Source organism: Clostridium sp. LIBA-8841 (assembly GCF_057782475.1).
On record NZ_CM173488.1, the window covers coordinates 3,450,074 to 3,472,697 of the forward strand.

General features: G+C 29.1%; 16 protein-coding genes and 1 other annotated feature. Of the genes, 2 read left to right on the forward strand and 14 right to left on the reverse strand.

Annotated features, from left to right (window positions below; all coding sequences use genetic code 11):
- The first annotated feature begins 177 nt into the window (after window positions 1–177).
- Window positions 178–396: a binding site (T-box leader), on the forward strand.
- Between the two features lie 87 nt (window positions 397–483).
- A complete protein-coding gene (gene thrS, locus AC2A4K_RS15320) occupies window positions 484–2,415 on the forward strand; it encodes a threonine--tRNA ligase (protein ID WP_322505056.1) in 1,932 nt (643 codons plus the stop codon).
- An 83-nt stretch (window positions 2,416–2,498) separates the two neighbouring features.
- Here the strand turns inward: thrS and AC2A4K_RS15325 are convergent, their stop codons facing one another.
- The 6 genes from AC2A4K_RS15325 to glmM all read right to left on the reverse strand — a co-directional run bounded on the left by AC2A4K_RS15325 (window position 2,499) and on the right by glmM (window position 10,334).
- Window positions 2,499–4,193, reverse strand: a complete 1,695-nt coding sequence (locus AC2A4K_RS15325) for a M3 family oligoendopeptidase (protein WP_322505055.1) — start codon at window positions 4,191–4,193, stop codon at window positions 2,499–2,501.
- 91 nt (window positions 4,194–4,284) lie between these two features.
- Window positions 4,285–4,866, reverse strand: coding sequence for a 5-formyltetrahydrofolate cyclo-ligase (locus tag AC2A4K_RS15330; protein WP_322505054.1), 582 nt, complete (start codon window positions 4,864–4,866; stop codon window positions 4,285–4,287).
- A 272-nt stretch (window positions 4,867–5,138) separates the two neighbouring features.
- Window positions 5,139–5,951, reverse strand: coding sequence for a class I SAM-dependent methyltransferase (locus AC2A4K_RS15335; RefSeq protein ID WP_322505053.1), 813 nt, complete (start codon window positions 5,949–5,951; stop codon window positions 5,139–5,141).
- A gap of 256 nt (window positions 5,952–6,207) precedes the next feature.
- Window positions 6,208–6,378 carry a hypothetical protein gene (locus AC2A4K_RS15340; protein ID WP_322505052.1) on the reverse strand — a complete coding sequence of 57 codons (171 nt, stop codon included), beginning with the start codon at window positions 6,376–6,378 and terminating at the stop codon, window positions 6,208–6,210.
- 17 nt (window positions 6,379–6,395) lie between these two features.
- Window positions 6,396–8,228 (reverse strand): glutamine--fructose-6-phosphate transaminase (isomerizing), encoded by a 1,833-nt coding sequence (gene glmS, locus AC2A4K_RS15345; RefSeq protein ID WP_322505051.1) that lies wholly within the window; start codon window positions 8,226–8,228, stop codon window positions 6,396–6,398.
- Window positions 8,229–8,987: 759 nt separating this feature from the next.
- A complete protein-coding gene (gene glmM / locus AC2A4K_RS15350) occupies window positions 8,988–10,334 on the reverse strand; it encodes a phosphoglucosamine mutase (protein WP_322505050.1) in 1,347 nt (448 codons plus the stop codon).
- A gap of 470 nt (window positions 10,335–10,804) precedes the next feature.
- Between glmM and AC2A4K_RS15355 the strand changes: the two genes are divergently transcribed.
- Window positions 10,805–12,097 carry a DUF349 domain-containing protein gene (locus tag AC2A4K_RS15355; RefSeq protein WP_322505049.1) on the forward strand — a complete coding sequence of 431 codons (1,293 nt, stop codon included), beginning with the start codon at window positions 10,805–10,807 and terminating at the stop codon, window positions 12,095–12,097.
- A gap of 52 nt (window positions 12,098–12,149) precedes the next feature.
- Here the strand turns inward: AC2A4K_RS15355 and AC2A4K_RS15360 are convergent, their stop codons facing one another.
- The 8 genes from AC2A4K_RS15360 to malQ form a co-directional block, all read right to left on the reverse strand.
- Complete coding sequence (locus AC2A4K_RS15360) at window positions 12,150–13,544, reverse strand: sensor histidine kinase (protein WP_322505048.1); 1,395 nt, start codon at window positions 13,542–13,544, stop codon at window positions 12,150–12,152.
- Window positions 13,525–14,217: a response regulator transcription factor gene (locus tag AC2A4K_RS15365; RefSeq protein WP_322505047.1), complete on the reverse strand. Its 693-nt coding sequence runs from the start codon at window positions 14,215–14,217 to the stop codon at window positions 13,525–13,527. Before AC2A4K_RS15365 ends, AC2A4K_RS15360 begins: the two co-directional genes overlap by 20 nt.
- A 245-nt stretch (window positions 14,218–14,462) precedes the next feature.
- A complete protein-coding gene (locus tag AC2A4K_RS15370; protein WP_322505046.1) occupies window positions 14,463–14,780 on the reverse strand; it encodes a DUF1540 domain-containing protein in 318 nt (105 codons plus the stop codon).
- Between the two features lie 79 nt (window positions 14,781–14,859).
- The gene (locus AC2A4K_RS15375; protein WP_322505045.1) at window positions 14,860–15,162 is read right to left on the reverse strand and encodes a YerC/YecD family TrpR-related protein; all 303 of its coding nucleotides are present in this window, start codon (window positions 15,160–15,162) and stop codon (window positions 14,860–14,862) included.
- Window positions 15,163–15,375: 213 nt separating this feature from the next.
- Window positions 15,376–16,215 carry an AIM24 family protein gene (locus AC2A4K_RS15380; protein WP_322505044.1) on the reverse strand — a complete coding sequence of 280 codons (840 nt, stop codon included), beginning with the start codon at window positions 16,213–16,215 and terminating at the stop codon, window positions 15,376–15,378.
- 116 nt (window positions 16,216–16,331) lie between these two features.
- The gene (locus AC2A4K_RS15385; protein ID WP_322505043.1) at window positions 16,332–18,350 is read right to left on the reverse strand and encodes an amylo-alpha-1,6-glucosidase; all 2,019 of its coding nucleotides are present in this window, start codon (window positions 18,348–18,350) and stop codon (window positions 16,332–16,334) included.
- 408 nt (window positions 18,351–18,758) lie between these two features.
- A complete protein-coding gene (locus AC2A4K_RS15390) occupies window positions 18,759–21,122 on the reverse strand; it encodes a glycogen/starch/alpha-glucan phosphorylase (RefSeq protein WP_322505042.1) in 2,364 nt (787 codons plus the stop codon).
- A complete protein-coding gene (gene malQ / locus AC2A4K_RS15395) occupies window positions 21,115–22,608 on the reverse strand; it encodes a 4-alpha-glucanotransferase (protein WP_322505041.1) in 1,494 nt (497 codons plus the stop codon). The genes AC2A4K_RS15390 and malQ overlap by 8 nt, the downstream gene beginning before the upstream one ends.
- Window positions 22,609–22,624 lie beyond the last annotated feature (16 nt).

Below are 22,624 nucleotides of genomic sequence, written 5' to 3' on the forward strand. Positions count from 1 at the left end.
TAAAAACTTTAATTTAAATGTATCAATTGTATAACTTTGATTATATAATATTGAGATACTAAGTTGTTCTTATATTTTACAAACTCTAAGAATTTTTAATTAAGTTTTATTTTATTATTTTATCCATTGACATACAAAACCAATAAACTTATAATCTAAAGTAAATATTATAAATCTATTAACACAATGAAGAGACGAGTAAACTTTGGTACATTTTCAGAGAGAAAGTACATTAGCTGCAAGTACTTTTAAATGGAATTAGTTGAAGACTACCTCTGAGTGACTCTAATCCAGTCCGTTATAATCACGTTACGATTAATTTAAGTGGTACTTTATTTAATATTACTAAAGTACAATTTGGGTGGAACCACGGGAATATACACTCTCGTCCCTTTTCTATATAGAAAAGAGACGAGAGTTTTTTATTTTATATGAATGATAAATAACTATATGAAAAACATAATTTTGAAAGGAGAAATTGATATGATAAAAATTACACTTAAAGATGGTTCAATAAAAGAAGTTGAAGCTGGACTATCAGTTTTTGAAATAGCTCAAGGCATAAGCCAAGGTTTAGCTAGAAACGCATGTTGCGGTATAGTAAATGGAAAAGTTGAGGATTTAAGATTCATAGTTAATGAGGATTCCAACTTAGAAATCTGTACTTTCGATTCTAAAGAAGGACAACACGCTTTTAACCATACAGCTTCTCATATACTAGCTGCTGCAGTTAAAAGATTATTCCCTCAAGACAAATTAGCTATAGGACCATCAATAGATAATGGATTCTATTACGATTTTGACACTGAGAAACCATTCACAGCTGATGAATTAAACAAATTAGAAGATGAAATGAAAAAAATAATAAAAGAAAATCCTGAAATAAAAAGATTTGAGCTTCCAAGAAATGAAGCTTTAGAACTTATGAAGGATGAACCTTACAAAGTTGAACTTATAAATGAATTACCAGAAGATGAAATAATCTCATTCTATCAAATAGGTGATTTCGTTGATTTATGTGCTGGTCCTCACTTAATGAGCATTAAGCCAATGAAGGCTGTTAAATTATTAAGATCTACAGGTGCTTACTGGAGAGGTGACGAAAGTAATAAAATGCTTTCAAGAGTATATGGTACTGCTTTCCCTAAAAAAGCTGAATTAGATGCTTATTTAGAAGCTTTAGAAGAAGCTAAAAAAAGAGACCATAACAAATTAGGAAGAGAACTTGGAATATTCACTACTGATGAAAATGTAGGTCAAGGTCTTCCACTATTAATGCCAAAAGGTGCTAGAATCATTCAAACTCTTCAAAGATGGATTGAAGATGAAGAGCAAAGAAGAGGATATGTTTTAACTAAAACTCCTTTAATGGCTAAAAGTGATCTTTACAAAATATCAGGACACTGGGATCACTATAAAGATGGAATGTTTGTTTTAGGTGATGAAGAAGTAGATAACGAAGTATTTGCTTTAAGACCAATGACTTGCCCATTCCAATATGCAATATACAATGCTACTCAACACAGTTACAGAGACTTACCTGTAAGATTTGCTGAAACTTCTACTCTATTCAGAAACGAAGCTTCAGGAGAAATGCATGGTCTTATAAGAGTAAGACAATTCACTCTTGCTGATGGACATATAGTATGTACTCCAGAGCAATTAGAAGATGAATTCAAAAACACTGTTGACTTAGTTAAGTATGTTATGACTACTTTAGGAATAGCTGATGATATTACTTACAGATTCTCAAAATGGGATCCAAACAATACTGATAAGTACATCAATGATCCTGAAGCTTGGGAAAATACTCAAAATATAATGAGAGAAATATTAAATCACTTAAATATAGATTTCACAGAAGCTGATGATGAAGCTGCTTTCTATGGTCCAAAACTTGATATTCAATTCAAGAACGTTCATGGAAAAGAAGATACAATCATCACTATCCAAATAGACTTTGCTTTAGCTGAAAGATTCGGAATGTACTACATCGATAAAGATGGAGAAAAGAAACGTCCTTACATCATTCACAGAAGTTCAATCGGATGTTATGAAAGAACACTAGCAATGCTTATAGAAAAATATGCAGGTGCTCTTCCAACTTGGATAGCTCCAGTTCAAGCTAAAGTTCTTCCTCTTTCAGACAAATATGCTGATTATGCAAATGAAGTTGTTGAAGAATTAAGAAGAAGAGGCGTTAGAGTTGAAGCTGACCACAGAGCTGAAAAAATAGGATACAAAATAAGAGAAGCTAGATTAGAGAGATCTCCTTATATCTTAGTAGTTGGAGAAAAAGAAGCTGAAAACAGAGAAGTTTCTGTAAGAAGCAGAAAGAATGGTGAAGAAGGTGCTATGCCTTTAGATCAATTAGTAAATAGAATAGTTCTTGAAATAGCTAACAAAGAAAACTAAGAACTTTCAAATCTATAAAAGACTTAGTTAAACAAAAAGAACTTGGATAATTTATTCCAAGTTCTTTTTTGATTTATTACATATTAGAATTTGCTATCATCTATGCCTTCTAGATACGAATCTACTACTCCAACTATACTTTCGACACATCCGTTTTCAAATGGTGATTTTAAGTTGGCGTATTTTAATAATCCTAGGAATGTTTTTGTTCCACCTATATTACAAAGATTTAAATAATCTTCCCACGCTCTTTCATGGTTTTCTCTATCTTTTTTCCAGAATTGAAGTGCGCATATTTGAGCTAATGTATAATCAATATAATAGAATGGTGATAGGAATATGTGATTTTGTTGGAACCACCAACCACCTCTTTCTAAGAAATCACACTCATCATAGTTTTTATGTGGAAGATATTTTTTCTCTATTATTCTCCATGCATCTTTTCTTTCTTTTGGTGTAGCCTCTGGATTTTCATATACAAAGTGTTGGAACTCATCTACGGTTACCCCATAAGGTATAAATTTAATTGCATCTCCTAAATGATAGAACTTATATTTATCTGTATCTTCTTTAAAGAATAAATACATCCAAGGCCAAGTAAAGAATTCCATACTCATTGAATGAATTTCACAACTTTCCATAGTTGGCCATTGACATTCTTGCATTTCTATCCAAGAACTTCTAAAGTTTTGGAATGCATGTCCTGCTTCATGAGTTAAAACATCTACATCTCCTGCTGTACCATTAAAGTTTGAGAATATAAATGGAGCTTTATAATTAGGGAAGTTTGTACAATATCCACCAGCTGCTTTCCCTTTCTTAGCTACTAAATCCATTAAGTTATTCTCAACCATAAAATCAAAGAATTCCTTAGTTTCTTTTGAAAGCTGTGAATACATCACCTTTGCATTCTCAACTATCCACTTTGAATCTCCCTTTGGAGTTGGATTTCCACTTAAAAATTCAAATTTTTCATCATAATATTTTAATGATTCAAGTCCTAATCTCTTAGCTTGTCTCTTATATAATTTGCTATCTATAGGAACTATAAATTCTTCAACTTGCTTTCTAAAGTTTTCAACCATTTCTTTATTGTAGTCATATCTTCTCATTCTTACATAACCTAATTCAACAAAATTGTTATAACCAAGCTTTTTAGCTATTCTGGTTCTTATCTTTACAAGCTTATCAAAGATTTCATCAATTTCATTTTCATGCTTAACAAAGAAATTATATTTAGCCTCTGAAGCTCTTTTTCTAACATCTCTATCTGATGATGTCACAAAAGGAGCTAGCTGTGCTAATGTTCTTTCTTCTCCATCAAAATCAATCTTTGCAGAAGCAATAAGCTTTTGATATTGACTACCTAATTTGTTTTCAAGTTGCATGTCTTCTATTACTTCTTTAGAAAAACTCTTTTGTGAATACTCAGCTTCTTTTATTATAGTTTCTCCATAATAAGCACCTATTTCATCTTTAAAAGGTGAATCAATTAAAGCTTTATAGAACTCATTGTTTACTTCTTCTATAAGAGGAGAATTTTCATCCCAGAAATCACTTTCTTCATTATAGAATTTATCCTCAGTATTTATTGTGTGTCTAACTTCTGATAAAGCCATCATGGTTGCTGTATTGTTTCTTATTTTATTTATTTCTCCTATGACTTTCTTAGCTTCATCAAAGTCTTTCGCTTTTTCTAAATCTTTTATGAAAACTCTAATATTTTCTCTGTCTTTTTCTATATTAGGTCTTTCGTACTTAAACTCTTCAAATTTCATACATTTTCCACCTCACAATTCTATTTCCTTTAATTTTGGCACAACTAAAAATTATTATCAATAAATTTAAATTATCAAAAATACTCTTTTATTATTTCACTTTTTTTAAGTTAATAATTTTTTCCTCACTTATTATTAAATCAACCTTCTCGTCAAAGAATTCATGTGGAATTTCATCAAAAATTTGAAAATCATAACATAAAGCTACTCTTTTACTATTAGGATATTTACTTAAAAATCTGTCGTAGAATCCCCCACCATATCCTAATCTATTACCGTTCATATCAAAAGCTAGACCTGGTATTATAATTAAATCAACATCTTCACTAATATCCTCACATTCAATACTTGGTTCTAAAATTCCAAAAGCACCACTTTCATTTAGTTGAAGCATTGAATTTATTTTTAGAGCCTTCATTTGTCTTTCCTTTAAGCTTACTGGAATAACTTTAGGTACTGCAACAATTTTATCTGAAGCTAATAATTCCTTTATTATATCTATTGTGTTTATTTCAGAGTCCATGTTTACATATATAAATACAACTTTACTATTTTTATAAATTTCACTTTCAAAAAGTGATTTTCTTATCTTTTCATCAGCCATTAACTTTATGTTTTTATCTAAAACTTCTCTTTTAAGCTTAATTTCTTTTCTTAACTCTCCCTTATCCATTGAACTCACTCCTCATAGATTTTTAATAATTTTACCATATTTTGTATTGCAATACTATATGAAAGAAATTAATATTATAGTTCATACATAAATTATAAAGAAAATTTCTATTTTACCATTACTCACACTAGATTAATTAAAATATTTTTAATTTAAACTAATACTATAAATAAAAAAATACTATAAATAAAAAAATACTATAAATAAAAAATAGGTATATAAATTGATTCCTACAAATTAAATTTGCCAATTTATACACCTATATAAAAACTTTATTTTTTTGCTATTATTGTAAATGTCTTTGGAATTCCCTTATCAAAAACTTCACTTGATAAATTCGGTTCTTCTTCTAAACTTTCAATTTTTAACCCTGAACTAGCTATTGCTGTAACTATTTCACCTAAATTCCATTTACGAAGAAGTACTTTCTCAACCTTACCTTCTTCTAAGTATTTTGAATAAGCAACCTCTTTTTCTTCTAGTGAAGTATCAAAATAATCTCCTGTAACCTTATGTTTTCTTACTTTTGCAGTGCTTCCTCTTGATGTTATAAGCTTTGTTGATACTGGATGAAAATCTCTTATTACAGCCTTTCCATCCTCTTTCAGTAAGCTATATATAACTTCCATAAAAGGAGTTAAGTCTGAAAAATAATGAAGTATTCCCATTTCAGCAAATACTATATCGTAATCTCCACTTAATATCTCTTTAGACATCTTTAAAACATCACTTAATATGTATTTAATCTCAACTCCACAAGCTTTTGCTAAGTCTAAAGCATATCTTTTATTTCCCTCTGAAAAATCTACTACGGTAACATCTGCACCTAATAAAGCTAAAGCAACAGCTTTATTTCCGTTAGATCCCATAAGATTAAATATTTTTTTGCCCTTAACATCTCCAAACTTATCTAATAAAACATTTAACTTTTTCTCAGGCATAGCTTTTATTTTCTCTGCCGCCTCTTCAGCTGTCCCAAATCTTTTAACCCAAGCATCATATGTTTCTTTATTCCAAGCCTCTTCATTTTCTTGAATACAGACTTTTTTATCTTCTAAAATATTATTTTCTTGAAATTTTTCCACTGTAAATACCTCATTAATTAATATTAGCTTATTCCTCAGCATTATAAGGTTTTAGCGAAAGTATTATACTTCAACCAAAATTATTTTTCAATATATTTCTTAATTCAGCGCATTCTAGCCCATAATTTTTTTATTTATTCATATAAAAACAAAGAGAGTGTGGAATTTACTCTCTTATAGAATTTTTAAACCCTATATATTATAAATTCCAACACTCTCTACACATATAAATAAGATTAAATTTTAAGCTATATAATTAAATTCCTTGTGCCCCAATTGCTGATTCTAAATCTTTTATTATTACATTTACTATTTCTAATTTACCTTTAGCATAGTCTTTATCTTGTAACCAGTTTAAACCTAGTTCAAGACATTTTTTAGTTTCCTTGTACTCTTCTAATAATTTTAATAAACTCTCATTATTCATATTCAAAATCCCCCTTTTTATTCAACAGTTACTGATTTAGCTAAGTTACGTGGTTTATCAACATCAAATCCTTTAGCTTTAGCCACGTAATATGAGAATAATTGTAGTGGTACAACACTTAAAACTGGTGATAATAAGCTTAATGTTTCTGGAATTTCTATTAATCCTTCAAACATTTTTCTCTTACTTTCTTCCATATCACCTTTAAAGCAAACACCTAAAACATTAGCTCCTCTTGTAACAACCTCTTGAACATTACTTATCATTTTATCCATAAGCTCTCTTTGAGTTAATAATGATACTACTGGTACATCTTTTTCTATAAGAGCTATTGGACCATGCTTAAGTTCTCCACCTGCATAAGCCTCTGAGTGAATGTAAGAAATCTCTTTAAGTTTTAATGATCCTTCCATTGCAACTCCATAATCCATACCTCTTCCTAAGAAGTATAAATCTTTTTCTGTAGATGCTTTAACTGCAAATTCTTTTATTAAATCTGTATTTCCAAGAATTTCTTCAACTTTTTCTGGTAATTCAAGCATTGCTTTCTTGATTTCCTCAATTTCTTCTACTGATTTGCTTCCTTTTAACTCAGCGAAGTGTAATGCTAATGTGTACATAGCAATTAATTGAGTTACATATGCTTTTGTTGACGCAACAGCTATCTCAGGACCAGCCCATGTATATAATACATCATTAGCTTCTCTTGAAACTGAACTTCCTACAACGTTAGTTACAGCCAATACTCTTGCACCTTTCGCTTGTCCATCTCTTAAAACTGCTAATGTATCTGCAGTTTCTCCTGATTGACTTAATACTATTATTAAAGTTCTATCTGTAATAACAGCATCTCTATATCTAAATTCTGAAGCTATATCAACTTCAACTGGTATTCTAACTAATTTTTCTATAGCGTATTTTCCAATAACTCCAGCATGGTAAGCTGTTCCACAAGCAACTATATATACTCTATCAACATTATCTAAATATTCTTTAGTTATTGATATATCATCTAAAGTTACTTCTTTTCCTTCCATAACTCTTGATGTCATTGTATCTTTTATAGCCTTTGGTTGCTCATGAATTTCTTTTAACATGAAATCTTCATATCCACCTTTTTCAGCTGCATCAACGTTCCATGTTATATGATAAACTTCTTTTTCTATTGGATTTTTCTCTTCATCATAAAGAACAACTCCATCATTTGTTAATACAACAAACTCTTTATCTTCTAAAAGATAAACTTCTCTTGTATAATTTAAAACTGCTGGTATATCAGAAGCTATAAAATATTCTTTCTCTCCTAATCCAACTATTAATGGACTGTCTTTTCTTACAGCAACTAATTTTTCTGGTTCATCGTTACATATAACTCCAATAGCATATGAACCTTCCATGTGTTTAGTAGCTTTCATAACAGCATCTAATAAGTCTCCTTTATAGTAGAAATCTACTAAATTTGGAATAACCTCTGTATCTGTTTCTGAATGGAATTCATATCCTTTTTCCATTAACCAGTTTCTTAATTCATTATAGTTTTCAATGATTCCATTGTGAACTACAGCTATTGTTCCTTTATTATTTAAATGAGGATGTGAGTTAACATCTGATGGCTCACCGTGTGTAGCCCATCTAGTATGTCCTATTCCGATTCCACCCTCTATTGGATTTTCTTCTAACATTCCTTCTAAGTTTGCTAATCTTCCTTTATGCTTCTCAGCTTTTATCTTATTGTCTTCTAATACAGCAACTCCTGCTGAATCATATCCTCTATACTCTAATTTTGATAACCCTTCAACTAATACATTAGTTGCCTTTTTCTGGCCTACATATCCAACTATTCCACACATATTATTTTCTTCCTTCCGTTTTTCAAATTATATTTCAACTTTCAAAATAAGTTATATATAACTTCTCAATGCATAGAAGGTTTTAACACCTAGTTAGCTTTGTCCTTAAAATTACTTCTAAGCTTTAACTAACCTTTTACGGTAGTGTCTTACCGTGGGGCACCCGCCGAAATCTCGATACTCCCCATCCTCGTCAACTTAAAGTTTTATGAATACTAATAAATCTTACCTCCATTTAAGGTCAGGCGACTTATTAACTTATGGCCATAAAAACTTTAAGCCCTGGCGCTTTAATTTATTATCTTGAAAGTTAATATATTCTATGCATCATCTTTTAAAAAATCTACAAACTTATTCTAGCACTTTCAAAAAATTTTTCAAGCTTTTTTCACTTATTTTTGTCCATTTTTCTTTATTTTTGATTATTTTTTAAGATTATTTTTATTTTTCTGTCTATACCTCTATATTTCTTCTTTTTAATATATTAATGTATAGTTGTATAGACATCTATAACCTTTAAAGCACCAATTAAATATTTAAAATTCTGTTCCCCAAAGAAAGTCTTAAATAAAATTCTTTCATTTTATTTCAAAGCACTAGTTAATCCACATAATAATTTTTAAAATATAACTTTTATTTTTTAAAATAGTAACTATTAAAACTTCTACTATTATTTATAAAAAAAGCTATAAATATCATGAAAAGTTTTTACTATATCTCTTCATGTATTTATAGCTTTAAAATATATTATCTTATATATTAATTACATTTATCTTCTATCATTTTTGCTAAATTATGAGCCATTTCATCTATTTCAGCTTGATTTTCACCTTCAAGCATAACTCTTACTAATGGTTCTGTACCTGAAGGTCTTATTAATACTCTTCCGCAACCTTCTAAAGCAACTTCTATTCTCTTGATTTCAGCTATTATTTCTTCATCTTCTTCATGAATATTTTTCATGTTATTTGGTATTTTAGCATTAACTAAAACTTGTGGTAATACCTTCATTACATTCTTTAATTCAAATAAAGATTTTCCTGTTCTCTTAACTATACTAGCTACTTGAAGTGCAGTAACAAGACCATCTCCTGTTGTGTTATGCTCTAAGAATATAATATGTCCTGATTGCTCTCCACCTAAAGAATATCCTTTAGCTAACATTTCTTCTAATACATATCTATCTCCAACTTTTGTAACGGCTGTGTTTATTGATTCATTTTTACATGCTATCATTAAACCTAAGTTACTCATTACTGTTACTACTAAAGTATCATCCTTTAATCTACCTAATTCTTTTAAGTACTTAGCACATATTGTTAATATAAAGTCTCCATCAACTAAGTTTCCTTGCTCATCAACAGCTAAACATCTATCTGCATCTCCATCAAAAGCAAATCCCATATGGCATTTCTTCTTAACAACGTACTCCATTAATTCTTCTGGATGAGTTGATCCACAATTTTCATTTATATTAGTTCCATCTGGATTATCGTTTATTACAAATATTTCTGCTCCTAATTCTCTGAAAGCTCTAACAGCAGCTTCATGAGATGCACCATTAGCACAATCTAAAGCTATTCTTAATCCTTCTAAAGAAACTCCTACTGTATCTTTAGCAAAGTTTATATAATCCTCTAAAGCAGCCTTCTCTATTATTTCTCTTCCTAAATCTGCTCCTGTTGGTGATGGAACATTTTCAAAGCCACTTTCTATAACTCTTTGTATTTCATCTTCTAATTCATCTGATAATTTATATCCTTTATCATCAAAGAATTTTATTCCATTATATTCAACTGGATTGTGTGAAGCTGATATCATAACCCCAGCATCAGCACCATATTCTCTTGTTAAATGAGCTACTGCTGGTGTTGGAACTACTCCTAAACAAACAGCTTCTGCCCCAACTGATAATATACCAGCAACTAAAGCCGCTTCTAACATATCTCCAGATATTCTAGTATCCTTTGCTACTAATATTTTAGGTTTATGAGTTCCTTCTGTTAAAACATAAGCTCCTGCTCTTCCTAAATTATATGCTAATTCTGCTGTTAATTCAGTATTCGCTATTCCTCTAACTCCATCTGTTCCAAATAATCTTGACAATTTCTGTCACCCCTCTAATAAATTTATATTATATTTAATTAAAATTCTTTTATTTTTGCTACTTAATTAATACTTTTTACACTTTCAAAGAATACTGTATGTACTACTTTTTGTCAAATATTAGTTAATAGAAATTTAAATTTTTTTCTATTTTTCATAGTCATTTTTTATATTATCATAGGAATAAAGCCTATTTATTACTAAAATATTATTTTTAGACCACTTTTTCATTAATATTATTTTAACAAATCTCTAAGGAATTTTACTTCTTTTAATATAATATATCCTTCATATTAGCATATACTTGAAATTAGAAAGGTGTTGTGTTTTATGTTCATTAAAATACCTATTAATAGTATATTTCTATATATCTTACATAAATATTCGTGAAAACATTTTAATTATGGACATAACTCCTATTACGCCTTAAAATATTAATTGAGTGATATAAAAGAAAGGGGATAATTAACATGACAACTAATGAATCTAATTACATAGATGAAAATAAAAATCCTATAGAAACAGAAGATTTTGCAAAAGCTTTAGCTGCTGAAGAAGAAAATTCTTGTAAAAGAAAAAAAGAGGTAATTGAGAAAATTAAAAGCTTAGCAAAAAACGCTCAAAATTGGAAAGAAGCTAATAAAGAATTCAACTCTCTTTTAGAAGAGTTTAACAATATTTATTACTATGACCAAGAAGCTGAGAATACTCTTAAAAGTGAATTAAGAGAAGCTAAAAATGAGTTTTACAATGCTAGAAAAGCATTCTTTGAAAAAGCTAACGAAGGTTTCAAAGAAAATGCTGCCAAAAAAGAAGATGTTATAAAAAGACTTGAAGCTTTAGTTTATACAAATGATATAAAAGCTGGAGATATGCTATCTAAATCTTTATCTGAGGAATTCTATGCTTTAGGCTTTGCAGGCAAAGAAGTAAATACTGAATTATTCAATAGATTTAAAGCTGCTAGAAATGCCGCTCAAGAAAGTAGAAAAGCTGCTATGGAAGGCTTAAAAGAAGAATTCGTAAATAAAGCTGAAAGAAAAAGAGAAATCATTGCTGAGCTTAAGGCTTTAGTTAACAATGAAAACTGGAAAGAAGCTACTGAAAAGTTTAATGCTCTTTGTGAAGAATTTAAAGGAATAGGCTTCTCTGGAAAAGAAGGAAATGAAGAAATATCTCAAGGTTACAAAGAAGCTAAAGATGCTTTCTTTGCTAAGAGACAAGAATTCTTCGATGCTTTAAAAGCTAAAAATAAAGTTAATATCGAAAAGAGAACAGCTCTTATAGAAGAGTTAAAGAAATTATATGAAAATGATAGCTGGAAAGAAGCTTCAGCTAAAGTAAAAGAAATAAGTGATGAATTCTTTAAAATAGGATTCTGCGGAAAAGAAGAAAATGAAAAACTTATAAATGAATTCAAAGAAATAAGAGACGGATTCTATGCTGCTAGACAAGAATATTTTGATAATATAAATGCTGCTAGAGCTAATAAACAAAGAGACTTCTTAAATGGATTACTTAAAAACAAAGATGAATTTGTTAAAAAGTTAAAGAAATATATTAGCCAAGACGAAGAAAGACTTTCTGACTTCACTAACAGATTATTCAATGTTAGACCTGGAAACAACTCATTAGAAACTATTGAAAAATACCAAGAAATAGTTGAGGATATTAAAGGTAGAATTGAAAGTAATAAGGCTAAAGTCAAAGAAGTTCAAAATGAAATGCATGAAATAAGAACTGAATTAAATGACTTAAAATAAAAAATTTAAAGCTTACTAACAAAGTATTAGTTAGTAAGCTTCTTTTATAACTTTATTTAGGAAGTATTATTGTAAATTTACTTCCCTTTCCTAATTTACTTTGTACTCTTACTTCTCCACCATGAGAAGATACTATAGACTTAACTATGGTTAACCCTATACCAGTTCCCCCAGTAGCTCTTGTCCTTGATTTATCTGCTCTATAAAACCTTTCAAATACATATTGTAAATCTTCTTTCGAAATACCTATTCCTTCATCTTCTATAGATATACTCAACTTATCATCGTTTAGTTTCTCCTCTATAACTATAGTACTTCCTTCATTAGAGTACCTAATGGCATTTGAAAGAATATTTACTAAAGCTTGAGTTATTTTATCTTTATCACAATATATCTGAATATTATTTTTTTCGTATTTAATTTTTATTTTTTTACTCTTGGCTAAATTAGAAAATTGAAATACTACAAAACAAATTACATCACTTATATTAACAAGATCTTTTTTTATCTTCATAGAAGCCTCATCATATTTATTAAGCTTTTGCATATCACTAACTAAAGAAGTTAGTCTTTCTGCTTCCTCTTTGACGCTCATAAGCCTTTTCTCTGTAGGTTCCCATATTCCATCTATCATAGCCTCTAAATGTGATTGTATATTTGTTAAAGGTGTTTTTAATTCATGAGAAATATCTCCTGTAAGCCTTTTTCTTATGTTCTCCTGTTCCTTTATGCTCTGTGAAAGATTATTTATAGAATTTATTAAATCATTAATCTCTAAAATATCTGTATTTATATCAATTTTTTTATCATAATCTCCATTTGAAATATATTTTGCTTTTATCATAAGCTTATTTATTGGTTTTGTTATAGATTTTGAAATTATAAAGCCTATTATAGTAAAGGCCAAGATTAATAATGCTCCAATACTTAAAATAATATTATTTACCATATCCAAGAACACTAATTCATCCTCCATATAAAAAATAGGACCATAAAATTTAACTCTAACTTCCCCTATTTTTTCTCCATTTTTGATTAAAGGATAATATACTGGCTCAAATTGACTTGTAGTAGAACCATATTTCCCTTCCATAGAACTTTTTATAAAATTCATAACCTTATTACATTTCTCTTTAGAGTTTTTCTCTATATTAATTACCTCTTGATCTTCCTTATCATATAAGGCAACTATAATTCCTTTGTTTAAGGCATCATAACTTATCTTTTCTAAATTTTGATAATTCCACTTACCATTAGAATATTGCTCACCTAAATCAATCAAAATATTTTGTACTGTATTTTGATTTTTAACCATAACATAATCTCCAAATTTTTTATCAAAATAAAACTTTGATACAAATACAGTAAGCAATGTAGCAATTATTATAATAGCTATAGAAGGAACTATTACCTTAAAGTTTAAACTCTTATATCTTCTTACCTTCAAACTTATACCCCACCCCATATACAGTTACTATAAACTTAGGTTTTCTTGTATTCTCTTCTATTTTACCTCTTAAATTTTTTATATGAGAGTCTATGACTCTATCAAAACTATCACTTTTATCACCTAAAACTAACTCAAGTATTTCATCTCTAGTAAATATCTTCTTTGGATATCTACTTAAGCAAAGAAGTATATTAAATTCTGTGGATGTAAGAGTTATTAATTCTCCTCTTACCCAAACTTCCATTGTATTTGCATTAATCTTTAATTCTCCATTATCAAAAATTAAACTATCACTTTCTTCTTTTGGACAATTAATACTTCTTCTAATAATGGCCTTTATTCTAGCTATTAATTGTTTAACACTAAAAGGCTTAGTAACATAGTCATCAGCTCCAATATCAAAACCTTCTAACAACTCCTCTTCTTCAGTCTTTGCAGTTATCATTATTATTGGAACACAACTCTTCTCTCTTATTACTTTACAAACTTCCTCTCCACTTAAATCTGGAAGCATAAGATCTAAAAGAATCAGATCTATATTATTATTTTCGAATATTTTTAAAGCCTCTTCTCCATTACTACAAGAAAAAACATTAAATCCTTCTTTCTTTAAATAGGCTTCTAAGACCTCTACTATTTTTTCTTCATCATCAACTAATAATATATTCAAAATTTACACCTCTTACTAAATATTTTAGATTTTCTATTTGTATATTATTTATATAAAAGAAATATATAAATAATATGTAGAAATATTTTAGGCTTTTCTATGCTTATATTTTTATTATAGTATACATGTAAATCGTAATCAGATAGCTTGTCTGCTTTTTTTCGTATTAATTTAATTATTTTATATAAAAAGAAGACTAACTTATATAGTCTTCTTTCTCAATTAGCAAAGTTAATATAACTTAATTATTCAGGTTTAAAAGTTGCACAATTTGTGCTTTCTTGATTTTGTGCATAATCACCAGAAATATCTATGCTTTCTGCATGGCATTTACAATCTTTATTGTGACAACATTTTTCTGCTTCACAATCAACACTAGTTGCTGGTTCAGCTTCTCCAACATCAACAGCAGCATTAGTAAATCCACCTTTTTCAACAAAGCTTCCACAACAAGTTGTTTCTGATTGCTTAGCAAAGGAACCATTTACTTTTATTGTGTTTAATGAACACATATCATTTTGATTATATGTACAGTTATCTACTCCACATTTTAAATTTGGCATACTATATACCTCCTTAAATATTTAGTTGATATTAGTATGTCTTTTCTTCACTACATTATTCCTAATGTGATTTTTACACCTATTTACTTTCTTCTAACCTATCTAGTATGGCATTGTACCCATCTGCTCCATAGTTTAGACATCTATTTACTCTACTTATAGTTGCTGTTGATGCCTTAGTTTCATCGGCAATTTCAGTGTATGTCTTCTTATCTCTAAGCATTCTTGCAACATGCAATCTTTGAGCTAGTGCTTTTAATTCTGAAATTGTACATATATCCTCGAAAAAGCTATAGCATTCATTTATATCCTCTAATTTTAATATAGCCTCAAATAAAAAATCTAAATCCTTACTTTTTAGTTTAGATTGCACTCCATTCATATAATCTTCTCCTTTAACTACTTGTATATTAATATAACTCTATAAAAATCAAATATATTTTAAATTCTTTAACAAATTAATTATATCTCTTTATTATAATAAAGAAAATAATACTTGCAATAGAGTTAGTTTAATATATCTAAACTTTAGTGAATTTTAATTTGAATATATTTCTTTAGTAATAGTCATTTAAATACTTATATTATAAGTAAATTATACTTCAGTATTTGAACTACCACTTGGGTCTGTTAAAGGTCTTAGTGAATCCCATCCATGCTCAAGCTTTTCATAAACAGATTTAGTTGGTATTAACCATACCTCTCCTGTTCCTCTAAACACATTTAAAAGACCTTCCCCACCAGTAGCTGTAGATACTAAAGATTTAGATGACTTCTCAACTGTAAATTCAATATCTCCAGTTCTTAAAACTGCAAAGTTACCATCAACTTTTAAAACATCATTATTTATCTTACATTTAAATATTTCTTCTTCAGGTACTGGTATTTCTAAAACTACTATTCCTTCTCCTGAAAGTTTTGTTTGAAATATACCTTCATTTCCTAAAACCATAGATGATAGTGACTTATTCATATGAGCTGTTATTTCAACACTACTTTCACAAGCATAAAACAATCCATCGTCAACTATTATCTCATCATCTTCTAATTCAATTAATGCATAATGTCCAAAAGAAGGCTCTAAAAATATATCTCCTGTTCCATCATATCTAGGCTTAAAAGTACTCTCTCCAGTAACTTTACTAGTAAAAAACTTTTTACCTAACCCTATTGGTCCACCAATCTTATTTTTCATAGATATCGGGCCTCTCATATAACTTAAAGCCCCTTTTTCTATCTTTACAGAACTGTCTTCTAATATAATTCTTACCTGTCTAAGCTTTATATTAGCCTCTCTCATTTGGTTTAACTTGATCGCAAGATCTAAAGAGTTTCCTCCTCTTAAACTATCATATTCTAAAACTTGAAATACAGAGTCTCCTCTCATTTCAGATATCATATTAATTTGATTTTCTATGTTTAATGATGTTCTCACACCTATCGCTCCTTTATGTTAAGTTCTTCCTTTAATTATATCCCAAAAGTTAGAACTTAATAATTACAAAAAATCAAAAAAGCTAGAGATTATAAAATTAATCTCTAGCAAAACATTTATATAAATATATCTTTGTGGGCTTTTTCTAATTTTTTCTTATTTCCTAATATATCTTCATAATAAACTCTAAGCATTTCACCAACACTCCAAGCTTGGGCATAACATCCTCTAGCTTTATATGGATTATCACCATCAAAAATTTCAGCAATACTTCCTAAACATTGATCTTGTATGTGATCTTCCATATCCCTCATTAGAGAATCTACTAACTCAACAGCTTCTTTAGAATAGTCATTCACCTTACAATAGGCTGTGAAAAATCCACCTAGTGGGAATCCCCATGTTGTTCCTTGATGATAAGCCATATCTCTATCAAAAAGCTTTCCTATATAAATTCCATGATAATCCTTATGATCTCTACTTAAGCTTCTTAAACCATAAGGTGTATATAACTCTTCAAAGACTTTTTGTACAACATACTTTTCTTTTTTTCTATCTAACATTGTAAATGGTAATGATACAGCCCAAATTTGGTTAGGTCTTAAGCTTGAATCTTTTTCTTCATCATTTACAACATCATAAAGATACTTACCATCTTCATTCCAAAAAGCTTTTTCAAATGAAGATTTAACTTTTTTCGCTAACTCTTCATATTCATTATTTTCTTCTTTTTCAAACTTATCTTTTAATAAAGCTGCTATTTTTAAAGCATTATACCATAAAGCATTTATTTCAACTGGCTTACCATGTCTTGGAGTAACTACTATTCCATTTACTCTAACATCCATCCAAGTTACTTGATCTAAACCTGAACCAGCATTTATTAAAGAATCCTCTTCATCCATTTTTATAGAGAACTCAGTTCCTTCTTTATAAGCCTTTATTATATTTTTTATTGTTCCATACACTTCATTTTTAACGAATTCTATTGCTTCATCGTTATTGCTATAAAGTAAATAATTATAAACTGCATTTATAAACCATAATGAAGCATCAACAGTATTATAAAGTGGTTCTTTTCCTTCTCCAGGGAACATATTTGGTATTAGTCCATCTTTCTCGTATAAACTAAAACTTCTTATAATATCTTTAGCATCATCTAATCTACCAGTTGATAGCGTTACACCATTAATGGCAATCATAGCATCTCTTCCCCAATCTAAGAACCAAGGATATCCTGCTAATATTGTTTTTCCATTTATAGATTCTCTATTAACTATAAATTGATCTGCTGCAATAGGAAGATACTTAGCCAAAACTCTTGAATCATCAAATGTATTTCTAAGTTTTCTTATTCTTTCTTCTTCATTTTTTATTATTTTTTCACAATCAAAATCATTTTCTTTCTCTATAGTACAAAGTAAATAAACTTTTTTTCTTTCATTAGGTTTTAAATTTATTTCAACAGTTCCTGGAACGTAACATTTATCCACAAACTTATCACCTGTACTTTTATCCACATCATAATAAATTTTATCCACAATTTTGCCTGAATTATCTATTATTTTTCCACCATAAGTTAAAAATCTTATGTTTATGTCCTCTTTTAGCTGTGGAATAAGTTCAATTTTTTCTTTATCCACAGTTTTTTTGAATTCTAAGTTTTCTTGTTCACTACATACTCCTGGATTTCTAAAAGTAACTAGTGGTTCAATGTTTATTTTTGATTCTTTACTTTCATTTAATATGTCATATTCTATTACTACAGTATTCTTTCCATATTCCATAGCAACTTTTTTATCCACAACTACTCCATCTACAAAAAATCTAAAATGAGGTAATCCATCATAATAAAATCCTTGTAAATTATTAAAGCCATCAACTATTTTATCTGTATATTTACAAGAACTCAACTGGTGAACCTTTCCACCAATATTTATTTCTTCATTTAAATTAGAAAGAATCATATATCTTTCCTCTGGTGAATTAGTACATGCTAATAATAATCCATGATATTTTCTGCAGTTTGCTCCAATAGCAGTACCTCCACAAAATCCACTTATGCCATTTGTTAGCATCCATTCTTTTTCTATACCTCTATCATAACTAATCCAATCTTTTTTTCCAAACTTCATAAATTGCCACCCCTTATTTTAATACCTAAAGTACCCTTTTTGCTATAATCTTTATAAATTTTAAACTTATATATAAATTTAAAACTATGTACCAAATAAATGTTGATTTTACCTAACTAATAAAATTAAATAAAAAATAATCATTATTTTAAACATAGCCTAATAAAAAATACTTTATAAATTTAGAAAAGGCTTTGCATTAAAAACCTAAAACCCGCTTAAATTTTACGCTTTTATAAAAAGTGTAAAATTTAGCTCTCCAAATTTTTAATTTGGACTTTAACTCAGTTTTCAAGTTTTAACAAAGCCATTTTCTATGATTGCCTATATTTCCTTAAGGAAATATAGGCCTTTTAGTAATATATTTGGGAATATATTGGAATGCTTATTAAATAAGCTTTTGCCCTATTATTTATTTGTGCATTTTTTGATTCCCCAGATATCATCACAATATTCTTGTATTGTTCTGTCACTTGAGAACATACCTGCATTACAAGTATTTTCAAATGCTTTCTTAGCCCATCCTAATTCATCTTTATAAGCCTCAAATACTTTCTCTTCAGTATCCTTAAATCCTTTAAAGTCTGCTAATAAGAAATATTGATCTCCCTCTTCTAATAATGAGTTATAAAGATCTTCGAAATCACCAGTACCACCATCATCAAAAGTACCATCAACTAATGAATCTAAAACTCTTTTTAATTCTTCATCAGCTTCATAGTAAGCAACTGGATCATATTTTCCTTTTAATTCTTCTATTTCTTCTACTTCTAATCCAAATATAAAGTTGTTATCTAATCCACTTTCTCTAACAATTTCTACATTAGCTCCATCGTTAGTACCGAAAGTTGGAGCTCCATTTAACATGAATTTCATATTACCTGTTCCTGATGCTTCTTTACCAGCTGTTGATATTTGTTTTGATACATCTGCTGCTGGGAATAATCTTTCTGCATAAGAAACTCTATAGTTTTCTACGAATACAACTTTTATTTTTCCTTTTATAGATTCATCATTGTTTATAAGTCTAGCAACTTCATTTGTTAACTTAACTATTGATTTAGCTCTCTTATATCCTGGGAAAGCTTTTGCTCCATATATGAATGTTACTTTTGGTATATCCATATCTGGATTTTCTTTTAATCTATAATATAAATCTAAGATATATAGAGTATTTAATAATTGTCTCTTATACTCATGTAATCTCTTAATTTGTATATCAAATATTGAATCTGGATCTAATTCCACACCTTCATGCTCTTTAATATATGCAGCTAATTGCTCTTTCTTAGTGTGCTTGATTTCCATAAATCTCTTTAGAACTTCTTCATCATCTTTGTATTTTTCTAATCCTTTTAATAAGTCTAAGTTTTTAACCCAATCTTCACTTCCTAAAAGTTCAGTTATTAAAGCTGATAATTCTTGGTTACATAACCTTAACCATCTTCTAGGAGTTATTCCATTTGTTTTGTTTTGGAACTTCTCTGGATATAATTCATACCAGTTTTTAAGCTCAATGTTTTTTAATATATCTGTATGTAATTGTGCAACACCGTTAACGGCGAATCCTACGTGTATTGCTAAGTTAGCCATTCTAACTTTTTCATCATTAACTATTCTGAATTCTTCTATTTCCTCTTCTGAGTATCCTTTTTCTTCTAAGTTAACTATAAACTCTGCATCTATTTTTTTAATTATTTCTAATATTCTTGGGAATAATTCTTCTATTAAATCAACATCCCATTTTTCTAAAGCTTCTGCTAATATAGTATGGTTTGTATAAGCAAAAGTTTTTGAAGCAACATTGTAAGCTTCTTCAAAAGTGAATCCTTCTTCATCTACAAGAATTCTTATAAGCTCTGGAATTGCTAAAACTGGATGAGTATCATTTAATTGAACAGCATGAAGCTTTGCAAAATCTTCAGTAACGTTTCCAAATACTTCTTTATGCTTTCTTATTATATCTTTTAATGATGCACTTACTAAGAAATATTGTTGTCTTAATCTTAATAACTTACCATCTCTATTTGAGTCATTTGGATATAATACTCTTGATATATCTTCAGCTCTATTTTTAAGTTCTAATGCTTCATCATATTTTTGTTCATTAAATAATTTGAAGTCAAATTCTTTTACAGGTTCACACTTCCATAATCTTAAAGTATTTATATTCTTACTAGCATATCCTATTATAGGAGTATCATATGGAATAGCTTTAACTGTCATATCTTCAAAATCAACAGTTACAAATTCATCCTCTTTTCTTATACTCCAAGGTTCTCCATATTTTAACCAGCTATCAACATCTTCCTTTTGGAATCCATCTTCAAAATATTGAGAGAATAAACCATTGTTATATCTAATTCCATAGCCTTTTAGCGGTACTTCTAATGAAGCTCCTGAATCCATAAAACAAGCTGCTAGTCTTCCTAGACCACCATTTCCTAGCCCAGCATCCTCTTCTATTTCCTCAATTCTATTTAAATCAAATCCTATTTCATCTAAAACTTCTTTTACTTCATTATAAAGCCCTAAACTTATTAAGTTATTTCCTAAGGCTCTACCCATTAAATATTCAGCAGAGAAATAATATGCATTTTTTTCTTTCTCATAAAGCTCTTCTGTATGATTCCAATCATCAACAATGTTTTCTAAAAGAGTTAATGATAGTGCATTAAACACCTCAAAATCTTTAGCATCTTTAATTGAACTCTTTCCATACTTTACTTTTAGGTATCTTTCGATTCCTCTCTTAATTTGTTCTTTATTCATTGTTATTCACCCTTCCATATAGTTTTGTTATATCATATATTTTCTCTGCTAATTCATCAGTTAAAGCATCCTCTTTAACTCTCCATTGCCAATTGCCCCCAAGAGTAGATGGATAGTTTATTCTTGCTTCATTTCCTAAGTTTAAGAAATCTTGCATTAGAGCTATTGCAGTATGTGCTACACTACTCCAAACTCCTCTGATGAATCCCCAGTTATAACCTTCTTCCTCAGTAAGTTTTAAATATTTTTTAGAGTATTCCACATCTTCCTTATTCCCTGTAACTTCAAACCAACCTCTAAATGTATCATTATCATGAGTGCCAGTATATGCTATTGTATTTACTGGGTAGTTATGTGGAAGATAATCACTTTCTTCTCTAGAATCAAAAGCAAATTGTAAAACCTTCATTCCAGGGAAGCCAGTTTCATTCCTAAAGTCTATAACCCCTTGAGTTAAGTAACCAAGGTCCTCTGCTATTACATTAACCTCTCCTAACGCATCTTTGATTGCATTAAATAGCTTTATTCCAGGTCCTTTAATCCACTCACCATTTACTGCAGTTTCATCTCCATATGGTATTTGCCAATAAGCTTCAAATCCTCTAAAGTGATCTATTCTTAATATGTCATAAAGCTTAAAGCTTTCTCTTACTCTATCAATCCACCAACTATAGCCGGTATCACCCATATAACTCCAATCATATATAGGATTACCCCATAACTGACCTGTTTCTGAAAAAGCATCTGGTGGACATCCAGCCACTTTTTTAGGCACATTATTTTCATCTAATAAAAAGGCTTTTGGATTTGCCCAAACATCTGCGCTATCCTCTGCAACATATATAGGCATGTCTCCTATTATCTTAATTCCTAAACTATTTGCATATTCTTTTAACTCACTCCATTGTTTAAAGAAATGATATTGTAAGAATACCCAATAATTTATTTCTTTAGTTAACTTAGCTTTGCATTCTTCTAAAGTCTTTTTATCTCTTAACTTTAGTTTTTCATCCCAATCTTGCCAACTAACTAAGTCATTTTCATTTTTAATTGCCATATATAAAGCATAATCTTCAATCCAAAGTTTATTTTCTTCTCTAAACTTCTCGATTTCTTCTTTGTTTTTATCTAAAGATTTTTCATATGCTATTCTTAACACTCTCATTTTCTTGTCAAATAATAAAGCATAATCTATTTTTTCTGGATCATCCCCAAAATTAATTCCTTCATAATCCTTTTTATCAAGTAATCCTTCTTTATTTAAAATATCAAAATCTATGAAATATGGATTTCCTGCAAAAGCTGAAAATGATTGATATGGTGAATCTCCATAACTTGTAGGACCTAAGGGCAATATTTGCCAGTATCCTTGTCCAGATTTCTTTAAAAAATCTACAAAATTGAATGCTTCCTTACCAAAAGTACCTATTCCATACTTTCCAGGTAAGGAAGCAATATGCATTATTATTCCACTTGATCTTCTCATATTGCTTCCCCCTAGT